Source organism: Marinoscillum sp. HNIBRBA16962, assembly GCF_057801515.1.
The window spans coordinates 6,026,473-6,041,390 of record NZ_CM173603.1 but is presented as its reverse complement, the minus strand read 5'-3'; the positions used below and the strand labels follow the sequence as shown (position 1 = coordinate 6,041,390).

The 14,918-nt window shown below is 43.8% G+C and carries 13 protein-coding genes; 12 read left to right on the top strand and 1 reads right to left on the bottom strand.

The features are described from left to right. The 9 genes from AC3E9V_RS25165 to AC3E9V_RS25125 all read left to right on the top strand — a co-directional run bounded on the left by AC3E9V_RS25165 (position 1) and on the right by AC3E9V_RS25125 (position 9,471). Positions 1–396 carry a VOC family protein gene (locus AC3E9V_RS25165; RefSeq protein WP_488750936.1) on the top strand — a complete coding sequence of 132 codons (396 nt, stop codon included), beginning with the start codon at positions 1–3 and terminating at the stop codon, positions 394–396. Positions 397–414: 18 nt separating this feature from the next. Further along, positions 415–828, top strand: coding sequence for an ArsI/CadI family heavy metal resistance metalloenzyme (locus AC3E9V_RS25160; protein ID WP_488750935.1), 414 nt, complete (start codon positions 415–417; stop codon positions 826–828). A gap of 47 nt (positions 829–875) precedes the next feature. After that, positions 876–1,769 (top strand): arsenite methyltransferase, encoded by an 894-nt coding sequence (locus AC3E9V_RS25155; protein ID WP_488750934.1) that lies wholly within the window; start codon positions 876–878, stop codon positions 1,767–1,769. Positions 1,770–1,788: 19 nt separating this feature from the next. After that, the gene (locus tag AC3E9V_RS25150) at positions 1,789–2,409 is read left to right on the top strand and encodes an arsenate reductase/protein-tyrosine-phosphatase family protein (RefSeq protein WP_488750933.1); all 621 of its coding nucleotides are present in this window, start codon (positions 1,789–1,791) and stop codon (positions 2,407–2,409) included. After that, the gene (gene arsB / locus AC3E9V_RS25145) at positions 2,406–3,461 is read left to right on the top strand and encodes an ACR3 family arsenite efflux transporter (protein WP_488750932.1); all 1,056 of its coding nucleotides are present in this window, start codon (positions 2,406–2,408) and stop codon (positions 3,459–3,461) included. The genes AC3E9V_RS25150 and arsB overlap by 4 nt, the downstream gene beginning before the upstream one ends. A gap of 113 nt (positions 3,462–3,574) precedes the next feature. Continuing rightward, the gene (locus AC3E9V_RS25140) at positions 3,575–4,564 is read left to right on the top strand and encodes an AAA family ATPase (protein ID WP_488750931.1); all 990 of its coding nucleotides are present in this window, start codon (positions 3,575–3,577) and stop codon (positions 4,562–4,564) included. Positions 4,565–4,603: 39 nt separating this feature from the next. Beyond that, entirely contained in the window at positions 4,604–4,846 is a 243-nt protein-coding gene (locus AC3E9V_RS25135; RefSeq protein ID WP_488750930.1) for a DUF433 domain-containing protein, read from the top strand. A 272-nt stretch (positions 4,847–5,118) separates the two neighbouring features. Then, the gene (locus AC3E9V_RS25130; RefSeq protein WP_488750929.1) at positions 5,119–6,369 is read left to right on the top strand and encodes a hypothetical protein; all 1,251 of its coding nucleotides are present in this window, start codon (positions 5,119–5,121) and stop codon (positions 6,367–6,369) included. Between the two features lie 225 nt (positions 6,370–6,594). After that, positions 6,595–9,471 carry a TonB-dependent receptor gene (locus AC3E9V_RS25125; RefSeq protein WP_488750928.1) on the top strand — a complete coding sequence of 959 codons (2,877 nt, stop codon included), beginning with the start codon at positions 6,595–6,597 and terminating at the stop codon, positions 9,469–9,471. A gap of 133 nt (positions 9,472–9,604) precedes the next feature. Here AC3E9V_RS25125 and AC3E9V_RS25120 read toward each other — a convergent pair whose 3' ends face one another. After that, positions 9,605–10,216: a hypothetical protein gene (locus AC3E9V_RS25120; RefSeq protein WP_488750927.1), complete on the bottom strand. Its 612-nt coding sequence runs from the start codon at positions 10,214–10,216 to the stop codon at positions 9,605–9,607. Position 10,217: 1 nt separating this feature from the next. On the opposite strand from AC3E9V_RS25120, the gene AC3E9V_RS25115 reads away from it, so the two are divergent. The 3 genes from AC3E9V_RS25115 to uvrA are packed head-to-tail and all read left to right on the top strand — an operon-like array spanning position 10,218 to position 14,808. Beyond that, positions 10,218–11,117, top strand: coding sequence for a TIGR01777 family oxidoreductase (locus tag AC3E9V_RS25115; RefSeq protein ID WP_488750926.1), 900 nt, complete (start codon positions 10,218–10,220; stop codon positions 11,115–11,117). Between the two features lie 41 nt (positions 11,118–11,158). Beyond that, complete coding sequence (locus tag AC3E9V_RS25110) at positions 11,159–11,890, top strand: LOG family protein (protein ID WP_488750925.1); 732 nt, start codon at positions 11,159–11,161, stop codon at positions 11,888–11,890. A gap of 59 nt (positions 11,891–11,949) precedes the next feature. Continuing rightward, on the top strand, positions 11,950–14,808 hold the full coding sequence (gene uvrA, locus AC3E9V_RS25105; protein WP_488750924.1) for an excinuclease ABC subunit UvrA: 2,859 nt from the start codon (positions 11,950–11,952) through the stop codon (positions 14,806–14,808). The last annotated feature ends 110 nt before the right edge of the window (positions 14,809–14,918 follow it).

Below are 14,918 nucleotides of genomic sequence, written 5' to 3'. Positions count from 1 at the left end.
ATGATAAAAGAAGTTAACGTAAGTAATCTCAGTGACAGCATCAGGTTTTATTCTTTGCTGTTGAATAGCAAACCAAGCTTTATCAGCTTCGATTCAGCGATTTATCATCGCCAGGATCTGGAGATCAGATTGTTTGAGGATGCAGATTCAGGAGGAACCTCCAAGATGATATCGGTATTGGTGACTGACCGGGAACAGTTTAAAAAGACCTTTAAAAACCTGCAAAATGTGCTGAAAAATAAACTCGCAGGCCATTGTCAGCTACTGGATGGAAAATTTACGGTCACTGACCCGGATGGGGTTGCCTGGGTTGTTACCACTACAGAGTTAGCAGATATAGATCTGCAGAAAGAATCAGCGTCAAACAATTGTTATTTGGAACCAATCAATTTTTAAACAAAACATATAATTATTATGCAAGAACAAATGAAATTTCACATTGGACTAAACGTTTCGAACATTGACGAAACGATAGCATTTTACAAGGATTTATTCGGAACGGATCCGGTAAAAGTAAAAGAGGATTATGCCAAATTTGAGCTGGATAATCCTGGTTTGGTTATCTCATTTATTCAATCATCTAAAGTGGCTTCTCAGTTTGGGCACCTCGGATTGCGCGTAAATTCTGCTGAAGAGTTGACTGAGCGAAAAAAGCAGATCGAAGGCAAATTGGATATTGCTCTGGAAGAGGAAAATACCAACTGCTGCTATGCTGTGCAGGATAAGTTTTGGGTAAATGATCCCGACGGGTACGAGTGGGAAGTATATCACTTCAAAGAAGATGTCAAAGAGGAAAATAAAAAGCATTCGGCTGTAGCTTGTTGCTAATTTTTTCAACTATTTATCGTAATATTGCAATATAAAATTAGAGCGATATGGAAACATCTGAAAACCTTAAAAAGGTGGTTAGAGATAAGTACAGCCAGATTGCAAATCAGGAGCGGGCAGTAAATGCCTCCTCCTGTTGTGGTGCCACCTCTTCTTCCGGCAAGATATATAACATCATGACTGATAGCTATGATGAGCTGGAAGGGTACAACCCTGAAGCAGACCTGGGGCTGGGGTGTGGGCTACCTACGCAATTTGCCAGAATAGAGAAAGGTGATACGGTGATCGATCTGGGTTCAGGTGCTGGCAATGACTGTTTTGTAGCCAGGCATGAAACCGGTGAGACCGGCAAAGTGATCGGGATAGATTTTACGGAATCCATGATCCGGAAAGCTCGTGAAAATGCCGAAAAGCTGGGATTTAACAATGTGGAGTTCCGGCAGGGAGATATCGAGGATATGCCCGTTTCAGACGACGTAGCAGATGTGATCGTGAGCAATTGCGTCCTGAATCTGGTGCCTGATAAGCCTAAAGTTATTTCTGAAATTTTCAGGGTACTAAAACCGGGCGGCCATTTCAGTATTTCTGACATAGTACTGGTTGGCGAGCTGCCTGAGGCTTTGCGCAAGGATGCAGAGATGTATGCCGGCTGTGTAGCAGGTGCTATTCAAAAGGAAGATTATCTAAAGTACATTCAGGAGACAGGTTTTGAAGAGATCACTATCCAAAAGGAAAAAACCGTTGAGATCCCGGATGATATTTTGGTTAGGTATTTAAATGAAAGTGAAATTGCATCATTTAAAGCTGGAAACACTGGAATTTACAGCATCACCGTTTATGCCAGTAAGCCTGGTGGGGTGGCAAAAAAAACGGAAAACAAAAAGGTTGAGCCAATGAACGATGAAGCAGGGTGTTGCAGTCCTGGTTCCGGGTGTTGCTAATTTTCAGAATAATTTTGATATGAAAAAAATAAAACTGTACCCACCGCTCCAACGGGCGGTGGATTCTTTGGATTTAGAAAGCATTTCACCAGAGCGAAAAGAAGTATTGGAAGAGCTGATCTCCTTTATTAGTGGGAAACTTTCAAAGGGCAATCCTGTGCATTTGAATTTTATCTGTACCCACAATTCACGCAGGAGTCAGTTCTCTCAGGTATGGGCCCAGGTTGCTGCAGATTATTATGGAGTCAATGCCCGCTGTTACTCCGGGGGAGTGGAAGTTACCGCTTTTAACGAACGGGCTGTTGCCTCACTGGAGAGGACTGGGTTTACCATAGAGAAAGAAGGTGATAATAATCCAAAGTATTCTGTTTTCTATGCTGAGGATTGTGATCCGGTCGTGGCATTTTCGAAGCTTTTTGACGATCCAGTGAACTCAGGAGATAGTTTTGCTGCTGTAATGACCTGTGCACATGCTGATGAAAACTGCCCGATTATACCCGGTGCGGAAACCCGTATTCCGGTAAGATATGAAGATCCTAAGGCGTTTGATGATACGCCACAAGAGCCAGCTAAGTATGACGAGCGATCCCGACAGATAGCAACAGAAATGTTTTACGTCTTCAATAAGCTTTCTAAATGAGTACTAATAAAAGATTGAGTTTTTTAGATCGATATCTCACCTTGTGGATTTTTTTGGCAATGGCTATAGGTGTCACGGTTGGGTATTTGTTACCGGAGAGCTCAGCGCTTATTAACACCCTGAGCAGTGGAACAACCAATATTCCCATTGCCATAGGATTGATACTTATGATGTACCCACCGCTGGCTAAGGTTAATTACGGACTCCTGCCGCAGGTATTCAAAAATGTGAAGATCCTGTCACTTTCCCTCGTCCTCAACTGGATAATAGGTCCGGTATTGATGTTCATACTGGCTATTGTATTTCTGGCAGATTACCCTGAATATATGGTGGGATTGATCCTCATCGGGCTGGCCAGGTGTATAGCCATGGTTCTCGTATGGAATGATCTGGCCGAAGGCAGCAGTGAGTATGGTGCAGGCCTGGTAGCCCTGAATAGTATTTTTCAGGTTTTTGCATACAGTTTTTATGCATGGATATTCATTACCGTGTTGCCACCCTATTTTGGCTTTGAGGGAGCTTTGGTAGATATTTCCATCGCAACAATTGCAGAGAGTGTGGCCATTTATTTGGGCATTCCCTTCCTCGCCGGATTCCTGAGCCGGGTGATTTTAATAAAAGTCAAAGGTGAAGACTGGTACAAAAACCAATTCATACCAAGGATCTCACCAATTACACTGATAGCGCTCCTTTTTACTATCGTGATCATGTTTAGTCTGAAAGGTAACCTGATCGTCAGTATCCCGATGGATGTGGTGCGTATAGCTGTTCCTTTACTCATCTACTTTGTCTTGATGTTTGGCATTGGATTTTTTCTTTCCAAAGTACTGGGGGCGAGTTATGATAAGAATGCCTCCATTGCTTTTACGGCCTCCGGTAACAATTTTGAACTGGCCATTGCTGTTGCGATTGCAGTCTTTGGAATAGATTCCGGTCAGGCCTTTGCAGGCGTTATTGGTCCATTAGTAGAGGTGCCAGCGCTTATTTTACTGGTAAAAGTGGCATTTTGGCTGAAAAGGAAACTTTATGGACCAGCTTCCGATTTTTCTTAACAATTGTTAAAAACTGGAAACAAATTAGGCAAATCCTCCGTCCCTTGTAAAACGGCATTTTCAGTTTAAAGAAAGCCTAGTATTTTTGCAGCCGTAAAAAAGGAATGTAAACTATGGAGCAACAAGTAGATCAGGATCTCAAGAAAGAGCATCAGCAGAAGATCAAGCAGGTGATCAAAGAAGTAGGAAAGGTGGTTGTGGGCCAGGAGTATATGGTCAACCGTCTGCTTATTGGTTTATTCACTCAGGGACACGTCTTACTGGAAGGTGTACCTGGACTTGCCAAGACGCTCACTGTCAATACACTTTCTGATGTACTGCATCTTGACTTCAAAAGGATCCAGTTTACACCTGACTTGCTGCCGGCTGATCTGATCGGTACGATGATCTATAACCAGCAGAAGGCTGAGTTTGAAGTGAAAAAAGGCCCGATCTTCTCAAACCTGATCCTTGCAGATGAGGTGAACCGTTCTCCGGCTAAAGTACAATCCGCTTTGCTGGAGGCTATGCAGGAAAAGACAGTGACTATTGGCGAAACCACTTTTGAGCTTGATCGTCCCTTTTTGGTGCTGGCCACGCAAAACCCGGTAGATCAGGAAGGAACCTATCCGCTACCTGAGGCGCAGGTAGACCGATTTATGCTCAAAGTTCACGTGAACTACCCCACCAAGGAGGAAGAGCTGGAGGTAATGCGTAGAATGGCCAACATGACTTTTAAAGCTGAGCTGGAAACCATCCTGAATAAGAAAGATATTTTTGCAATCCGCGAGGAGATCAATCAGGTGATCCTGTCAGAATCGCTTGAGAAGTACATCATAGAGCTGGTATTTGCCACCAGAGACCCTAAAGCTTACAAACTGGAACAAGAGGCGCAATACATCCAGTTTGGAGCCTCGCCAAGGGCTTCTATCAACCTGAACCTTGCTGCTAAAGCCATAGCCTATTTTGATGAGCGCGACTATGTCCTTCCTGAAGATATCAAGGAGATAGCTGATGACGTGATGAATCACCGGATCATTCTGAACTACGAAGCTGAAGCTGACGGTATCACTACACATGACATCATAAAGCAGATCCTCAGTAAAGTGAACATAAGCAAGTAATAGGAAAACCTATTCAGCCAAAATTGAGTATCTTTCTATATGGATGCTAAGCAAAAACTTTTGTTGGAAAGAATTACCATCAATCCCGGACTGATGGGAGGAAGGCCCACCATTAGAGGTTTACGCTTTACGGTGGGCGATGTGTTAGAATTATTATCCAGCGGATTGTCTACAGCGGAAATTCTCAAACAACACCCCGTCCTTGAAAAAGAAGATATTAATGCCTCACTTTTGTATGCTTCACTGAAGGCGAAAAATACCGTAATTATACATGCAGCCTGAATGGGAAATTTGGGTGAATTACGAATATTTCACTTGCTGAGATAGATAAGGGAGCACATCAGGTTAAGACACCTTAGACCAGGTTAGCCTGTACTGATAATCAATAATTTACAGCAATTTACAATTCCTTAACAAACGTAACCCGGTGGTAAAAAACCTGATATTAGTTTAATGATATCGTAATGCCGGTAGCTCACCGAGTTAACATTAGTCCCTCAACTTTGCTGCGTAATTGATTTAGAAAAATCTAAAACGTATCAAAAGAGATTATTATGAGAAAATTACTTGCTTTAGTTTTTATGCTATCGGGATTTTTATTCTTCACGTCATGCGATGATGACGGAAGTGATGACGGAGACGAGCCAACCGTAGACGGGATTGAAGTATTGGTAGAGTCCAATATTTCTTCCGGGGTAACATGGTCATCTGACTCTGTTTATGTCCTGGGTGGCAGGATCACTGTTATAGATGGTGCAACTCTTACAATAGAGCCTGGAACAATTATAAAGGGACAAGGTGGAACAGGAGCGAATGCCACCGCCTTATTAGTTGCTCGAGGAGGAAAGTTGATGGCAGAAGGGACAGCTTCAGCCCCTATCATCTTCACTTCTCTTCTGGATGAAATCACTCCTGATGACGTAGCTGCTGGAAATTTTGCAAGCCCTAACCTTGATCCGGATATTAACGGTCTCTGGGGAGGTGTAATCGTGCTTGGGAAAGCGACGATTTCTGCTTCAAATGATAATGAGGAAGATGTGAGTGAAGTGCAGATAGAAGGGATCCCAACTAGTGATTCCAATGGATTGTATGGAGGCAATGTAGATGATGACAATTCCGGAGTCCTTCGATACATTTCTATCCGTCATGGGGGTACTAATATAGGGTCCGGAAATGAAATCAATGGATTAACTCTTGGAGGTGTAGGATCAGCTACGGTAGTAGACCACATTGAAATTGTAGCTAATCAGGATGACGGGATCGAATGGTTCGGGGGAACCGTGAACGCGAGTAACGTAGTTGTTTGGAATTGTGGAGATGACGGAATTGATACAGATCAGTCCTGGCAGGGAACACTTGACAATTTCCTGGTAGTTGCTGCTACGGGTCATGCATTTGAATTGGATGGTCCGGAAGGCTCTTTCGCGGCTGGCCATACCATCATTAATGGTACTGTTTTGATGTCATCAAACGAAGTTGACGAAGATGGAGATCCTTTGCGTGTTACTGAGGATATTATAAACGTTGATAAAAATTCAATTGCCGATTTAGAAAATATCTTCTTCACCAACATAGTAAGCGGGCAAAAGATCAGCGAAGACGATAATCTCCCGCTTGCTGATGCTCCGGGCGTTACATTTACCAGCATAGAATTGGATGTTCCTGAAGCGGATATCCTGGATTATATCAACGATACCACCGTGCCTTCGGGTGTCTCTGCGGTAAGTACTGCTACTGTAGGAGCGGATGCTTCTGTTTTCGGCTGGACCTGGGCTTCTCAATCAGGCGGATTAAGTGGTCTTTAATTCGGAACGAAGAGCGTAGACAATACATTAAGTTTAAAATGCAAGCCTGTTGGGAATTTCCTGACAGGCTTTGTTTTTATAAGGATATCAAAAAGAGCCTTAATCCTGACTTAACATTGGTTACAAGTAAATAACATTTTGCCTGTCGAATCATAACAGTGCCTTAAACACTCCAGGAGACCCTTCCTCTAACTTTGCACTCAATTAAATAACCTATAAGACAGAATGTTTAAAACGTATTTGACAGCAGCTGCTGCTATCATTTTATTTTCATTTGGTGCGGCAGCACAGAAAGGCCTTATCCGGGGAACGGTAATTGACGATGCCACAGGCGAATCCCTCATTGGCGTAACAGTTGTTTTAAAAGGCACTTCTAAGGGTGCAATTACTGATTTTGACGGGAAATTTGAGATTTCCGTAGATCCGGGAACCTATGATATTCAGGCATCCTTTGTTTCGTTTCAGACCGTAACCATCACTGGCCTTAATGTTGAAGCTGATGAGACCAATGTAATTGATCAGATCAGGTTAAAGGAGTCAGTGGAAGAACTGGAGGCGGTTACAGTTACAGCCGAGGTAATAAAGAACTCGGAAGCCGCATTGCTTACAGTCAAAAGAAAATCAGCAAATCTGCTGGATGGCATTTCAGCAGCAAACTTTAGAAAGATAGGGGACTCTGATGCTGCCGATGCTGTAAAACGTGTCACGGGCGTATCAGTAGAAGGTGGAAAGTATGTTTATGTAAGGGGGCTCGGGGATCGCTATACCAAAACGATGCTAAACACAGTGGATATTCCCGGGCTTGATCCGGACCGGAATAGCCTGCAGGTAGACATTTTTCCGACCAATCTGATTGATAACATGGTGGTTATGAAGTCTTCTGTGGCGGAGTTGCCGGCCGATTTCACTGGTGGAGTTGTCATCATTGAGACCAAGGATTTTCCGGATGAGCGTATTTTTGATATATCTGCGAGCCTTGGTTATAATCCTTCGATGCACTTTAATAGTGATTATTTGACATATGAAGGAAGCAATACTGATTGGTTGGGTTTTGGTAATGGTGCGCGTTCCTTGCCTGTAGAAGCCAGAAGGTCCACAATTCCTTCTCCGCTTAGCCGTGACCCTGAAGGTGAGGTCAACGATTTTCTTAAATCATATAATCCAACATTAGGAGCTGACAAGCAAATGAGTTTTATGGACTATAGCATGGGGCTTTCATTGGCTGACCAAAAAGCTCTGCCGAATGGCCATAAGCTAGGCTACATCTTTTCGGCAACCTATAAGAATTCTACTAAATTTTATGATGATGTAGTATATGGTGAATATCAGAGAATGAGGAGCGCCAGTGAATATGAATTGCGGCAGGCAACCATTCAAAATGGTAAAATTGGAGAGAATAATGTCTTGCTCGGTGGTTTAGCAGGTGTTGCGTATAAAACCAATCGTTCCAGGTATAAATTTACGGTAATGCATCTCCAAAATGGAGAAAGTCGTGCAGGACAGTTTAACATTGAAAACGACGGAGCTGCTGTAGGGCAGTCGGGATATTTTGCCACGTCAGATAACCTGGAGTATAACCAAAGAGGGCTTACCAATCTTCTGCTAAATGGAGAACACAAAAATGAAGATGGCTCCTGGAACGTAGACTGGAGAATTTCTCCAACCTTGTCAAATATATATGATCCTGACATTAGAAAGACAGCGTTTACACTATCGCCTGTTGATACATCCTTCATTGCCGGAGCGGGAGGAAATCCCAGTAGGATTTGGAGAGAGCTTGATGAAATTAATTTGGTTGGAAAGATAGATATCACACGAGAATATCAGCTTTTCAGGAGGGATTCAAAGCTAAAGTTTGGGGTAAGTCATGTATATAAGCAAAGGGATTATGAGATTTTGAGTTTTGACTTACAGTTTTTCGGAAATCAACCTGATTTTGGTTATGACCCGGCAAATATACTGATCGACGAAAATCTTTATCCTACTGGAAATCTTTACTATTCGTCCGGAAATAATTCACCAAACCCTAATGCTTACAATTCAAATGTTAATAATACCGGAATATATCTTTCCAATGAATTTGAATTTATTGATCGACTTAAGACCACATTAGGTATCAGAGCTGAAAAATATGTTCAGAGACATACAGGCAGGGATGTAGAGTACGCAAGTTTAGGCACTGGTAATAACCTGGATAACAATAAAGTACTTGATTCTTTTGAATTCTTTCCATCAGCTAATTTTATTTACTCTGTTACTGACAACCAAAACTTCAGAGCGTCTTATTCCAGAACGATTGCGCGGCCTTCTTTCAAGGAGTTGTCATTTGCGCAGATCCTCGATCCCATTACTAACAGGATATTTAATGGTGGTTTGTTCACTTATTCGGGCTGGGATGGTCAGCTTTCTGAAACCAGAATTGACAATTTTGATGTACGGTGGGAATACTTTATGCGAAGAGGGCAGCTTTTTTCCATAAGTGGTTTTTACAAATCTTTTGATGATCCTATCGAGTTGGTGAGGATTCCGGAACAACAAACCAGTACCGAGTATCAACCTAGAAATGTCGGAGATGGTCGTGTGTTTGGTGCTGAAATAGAAATAAGAAAGAGCCTTGATTTCATCTCCCCTGTACTTAATCCGATTAGTATATCCGGTAATATAACGTTGGTAAAGTCTGTCATTGACATGACATCAACTGAGTTCAATTCACGAACAACCTACAAAAAGGATGGTCAAACTATTGAGGATACAAGGCAGATGGCCGGACAGGCCCCTTATATCATTAATGCCGGGTTGTCATACGATCGTGATGATATAGGATTGGATGCTGGTTTGTTTTACAATGTAAAAGGTTCAACGCTGACTATCGTTGGAGCCGGACTTTTCCCCGATGTATTTGCAGCGCCATTCCACAGTTTAAATTTCAATCTGAATAAAGATTTGGGAGCTGAAAAAAGGACTTCTATTAATGTAAATGTTTCCAACATTCTGGGAGACCAGAGAGAAGAATTCTACACAGGATTTAGAGCTGAAGATCAGTACTTCACACAGTTTAGCCCGGGTACTTCTATCAGCTTAGGACTTAAGCATTCTTTTTAAATATAGGTTATTTTAAAGAGTGTGAGCCACTTCTGTAGAGGAGTGGCTTTCCTGTTTTATAGATGCACTAAAATCTTCGTAAACTGGTATTCGCGAAATAATCTTTTGAGACACACCTTTTGCTAAAAGCAGGCTATCCCCATGTCAGATAAATATCCTTCAGCTCCTCCTGAAGCGCTTCCAGTTGTTGTTCCTTTTTCATGAGGACTTTGATGCTCGTTTCTCCCTTGTCTACTTTTTTGCTTATTCTTTTAGCTTCCTTTTCCACTTCTTCGATCTGTTCCTCCAGTCTTTTTATGTAAAAATGCTTTTTAAAGTCCTGCAGTATCAGTTTCACTTGTTCCAGATAGGTAGGTATTCTTTCTGTTGGAATATTATCATCCTTGATTGTGAGGAAAAACTTGCTCCCGTCTCTGTTGGCCATCGTTTTTGAGAGCAGGATGATATCCACAGTGCCGTTGTTTTCAGAGCTGGGAATGGTTACCTGGTAATAGCTTTTCATATTTAATGGTCGCCCAAACTCCCTGGCATACCTCCACCAGCCTTTTTCTACCGTGTTGGCAGACTTATCAAAATGGGTGCTGAATCCTTTTCGAGCCACACCCTCAAAGGTGAGCCTTTCTTCCGTAATGGTCGCATCAAAGTCTGTTTTCTGACTTTGGCATACCAAAACATCAAAAAACATCAGAAAAGTCAAGAGGATTCCGGTTTTGATGAGTTTACTTATATCAAAGGGTGATTGCATTATGGCAAAGATATTAATCACAGGCGGAAGCGGCTTAGTCGGAACACACCTTAGTAAGCTTTTAACGGATACGGGGCATAAAGTTGTACACCTGAGCAGGTCCGTAACCGGGAAAGAAGAATACCCGACTTACAAGTGGGATATTGAGAAGCAGGAGATAGACCTGGATGCATTTTCAGGAGTAGACCATCTGGTGCATCTTGCCGGGGCCGGTGTAGCTGATAAGCGATGGACTAATAGGCGTAAAAAAGTCATATTGGATAGCCGGATAGATAGTCTTGCACTACTCCATAAGACCATCAAATCTCAGAAAATATCAATCAGGTCCTTCGTTTCTGCCAGCGCTATCGGGTACTATGGCGCTGATACCGGAGACAGGTTGCTTACCGAAGATGCAAGTCCCGGGACAGATTTTCTGGCGGAAGTCGTTAAAACGTGGGAGGCAGCTGCGGATGATTTTCGGGAGCTCACCCGGGTTGCTGTAGTGAGGATCGGGGTAGTGCTAAGCGATGCGGGCGGTGCGCTTCCCGCCATAGCCCGACCTGTACGATTTTTTGTGGGTGCACCGCTTGGGTCGGGCAAACAGTTTGTAAGCTGGATACACATAAATGATCTTTGTGCTATATTTAAGTATATTTTGGAAAAAGAAATTACGGGAACGTATAACGCTACAGCTCCAAATCCCGTTACCAATACGGAACTGACCTGTCAGATAGCCGAGACGCTTCGAAAACCCCTGTTCCTGCCACATATACCTGCTTTTGTCATGAAAATGATGCTGGGAGAAATGAGTCAGGTTGTGTTAGGAGGAAACAGAGTTTCCTGTGAAGCAATAAAAAAGCAGGGCTATCAGCATCAGTTTCCGCAATTGGAAAAAGCGCTGTTTGATTTGCTTAAATAAACAGGCTGGTGTTTTTAGTGTATTCATGATCATCATTTTTTATGGTAGGAAAAGAGAATAGTAAACCTAACGAGGAAGAAAAGATCCTTCAGGCCTTTAAAGACCGGGACTGGAATGAGATTAAAACCACTGATTCGTGGGTGATCTTTAAGGTTATGGCTGAGTTTGTAGAAGGCTTCGAAAAACTTGCCAAGATTGGCCCGTGTGTCTCGATATTCGGGTCAGCGCGTACAAAAGCCGACCACAAGTATTACCAGATGGCTGAAGAGATTTCTTCCAAGCTTGTAAGGCATGGTTACGGGGTAATCACCGGAGGTGGACCCGGAATCATGGAGGCAGGTAACAAAGGAGCCCACAAGGAAGCAGGGAAATCCGTAGGTCTAAATATCGACTTGCCACACGAACAGTTCAACAACATATACATCGACAGGGATAAGCTGATCAATTTTGACTATTTCTTTGTAAGGAAGGTCATGTTTGTCAGATACTCACAGGGCTTTATCGTAATGCCCGGGGGATTTGGCACATTGGATGAGCTCTTTGAGGCCCTTACCCTTATCCAGACAAAGAAAATAGGCAGGTTCCCTATTGTGCTGGTCGGCAGAGAGTTTTGGGGTGGGTTGATCGACTGGGTCAAAACAACTTTGTTAAGCGAAGCGAAAAATATAAATGAGGAAGATTTAGACCTGTTCAGACTCGTAGACAATGCTACAGAAGCTGTGGAAGCGATCGATGAGTTCTACAGTAAGTACCTGCTGAGTCCAAACTTCTAAAGCTGCCATATAAGTTCTATTTTTGCGCTTTATTTTCAGACATTGAATAAACCACCCGAATGATCGATCAGCAACTTACCGTGAGTCAACCGGATGAGACAGTAGCCCATCAGAATGATCAGATTGAGATCTTCGGGGCAAGGGAGCATAACCTGAAGGATGTAAACCTTACAATTCCCAGAAACAAGCTGGTCGTCATCACAGGCATCAGTGGTAGTGGAAAATCCTCATTGGCCTTTGATACCATCTATGCAGAAGGTCAGCGACGCTATATGGAGAGCTTTTCTGCCTATGCACGGTCTTTTATTGGCAATATGGAGCGACCGGACGTGGATAAGATCAACGGTCTCAGTCCCGTCATCTCCATTGAGCAGAAGACAACCTCCCGAAATCCACGATCTACCGTAGGCACCGTTACCGAAGTGTATGACTTTTTACGTTTGCTTTATGCCCGGGCCGGAGATGCATACTCTTACATCACGGGTAAAAAAATGGTGAAGCAATCTGAAGATCAGATTGTAGACCACATTTTGAAAGCTTATGGTAGTCAGAAGCTGATTGTCCTTGCTCCAGTTGTGAAAGGAAGAAAGGGCCACTACAGGGAGCTTTTTGTCCAGATCCGAAAAATGGGCTTTACAAAAGTACGGGTAAACGGAGAGATTCAGGATCTGGTGCCTAAGATGCAGGTAGACCGGTACAAAACGCATGATATTGAAATTGTGATTGACCGGATCATCGTGCAGAAAAAAGATGAGCGACGTATCAGGCAGTCCATACAGTTGGCTTTTAAGCAGGCCAATGGTGTGCTAATGGTTCAGGATGAAAAAGGCGAAACAGCTCATTTTTCCAAGTTTCTTATGGATCCGGAGTCCGGGCTGTCTTATGACGAACCTGCACCCAACACCTTTTCTTTTAATTCTCCTTATGGTGCCTGCCCTTCCTGTCATGGCCTGGGAGTCATCGAAGAAATATCAAGAGAATCGGTCATTCCGGATCCCAAACTTTCTATTAGCAGGGGTGGTATTGCTCCGCTGGGAGAGTATCGGGATATCTGGATATTTAAAAAAGTCGAGGCAATTCTCAAAAGAAAGAAATTCAGCATTTCCACACCGATCAAAGACTTGCCGGAAGAGGTTATTGACCTTTTACTTTATGGAGACAGTGTGCCGGTAGCGGTAAGCTCTGTAAAGTACCCGGGTACCGACTGGCACACCAAGTTTGAAGGCATCATCAATTTCCTGGATAAGCAAAGGGACACGGGGAGTGAAAAGATCCGTCAGTGGGTCAGTGACTTTACCGATATCAGGACCTGCCCGGATTGCGAAGGCTTCAGGCTAAAAAAAGAATCACTTCATTTTCGCATAGATGGTAAGCATATTGGGCATTTGGCCGCAATGAACATAGACGAGCTGGCTGAATGGTTTGTGGGTATTGAAGACCGTATGGATCAGCGGCAAAATCTGATAGCTGCGGAAATACTGAAAGAGCTTAGAAAGCGCATTGATTTTCTGCTCGATGTAGGACTGACCTATCTGAGCTTGAACAGACCCCTGAGATCCTTGTCAGGGGGTGAAGCTCAGCGGATTCGTCTGGCCACGCAGATAGGTACTCAGCTGGTCAACGTACTCTATATCCTTGACGAACCCAGCATAGGTCTCCATCAGCGCGATAATGTAAAGCTTATTCACGCGCTGAAAGATCTGCGTGACCTGGGAAATACGATTATCGTGGTAGAGCACGATAAGGATATGATGCTGGAATCTGACTTTGTAGTGGATATAGGGCCGGGGGCCGGTATTCATGGTGGGCATATCGTAGCGGCCCAGTCGCCGGATGTCTTTCTCAGGAATAATACAGTCACTGCAGATTACCTGACCGGTGTTAGAACCATCGCCATTCCTGAGAAGCGCAGAAAAGGGAACGGAAAAGCGCTGGAACTGAAAGGGGCTACGGGTCATAACCTGAAAAATGTGGATCTGAAGCTCCCGCTGGGGACCATGATTTGTGTGACCGGAGTGTCTGGCAGTGGAAAGTCCTCACTGATTCATGAGACATTGTACCCGGTATTGAAAAAGCATTTTTACAAGTCCAGGACCGAGCCATTGCCTTACAAAGAGGCGAAAGGCCTGGACCATCTGGATAAGGTGATCGAAGTGGATCAGTCACCAATAGGAAGGACACCGCGCTCCAATCCGGCCACCTATACCGGAGTGTTTACGGATATTCGGTCGTTATTTTCTGAGCTGCCAGAGTCCAAGATCCGTGGTTATAAGCCGGGGCGCTTTTCTTTTAATGTGAAAGGAGGCCGTTGCGAAACCTGTCAGGGTGGCGGTATGCGAGTGATCGAGATGGACTTTCTCCCGGATGTGCACGTACCATGTGAAACCTGTAAAGGGAAGCGCTATAACCGTGAGACGCTGGAAGTTCGCTTTAAAGGAAAGTCCATTTCTGATGTGCTGGATATGACTGTGGAGCAGGCCGTGGAGTTTTTCGAAAACCAGCCAAAGATCCTCCGAAAGATCGAAACGCTTTATGAGGTGGGGCTGGGTTATATTTCTCTTGGGCAGCATGCCACTACCCTTTCCGGGGGAGAGGCTCAGCGGGTAAAGTTGGCAACTGAACTGTCTAAGCGAGATACTGGCAAGACGTTTTACATTTTGGACGAACCCACCACCGGACTGCATTTCCAGGATATTCAACACTTGCTTGAGGTACTTGAGAAGCTGGTGAGTAAAGGGAATACCGTGCTCATTATCGAGCATAACATGGATGTGATCAAGGTAGCAGATCACCTGGTGGACCTGGGCCCAGAAGGTGGGGTAGGTGGTGGACAGATCGTCGGGCAGGGTACCCCGGAAGAGCTAACTAAAGTCAAAGCAAGTTATACGGGCTCATTCCTTAAGAGTGAGCTAAAATAACGTGGGTTCGATGTATAATCACAAGATTTTGGATTGAATGATACCTATTATTCTCCTCTTGTCTGTCCGCCGTACTACCAAGGCAGGCGGAAGAGGAGATTCAGAGGAGT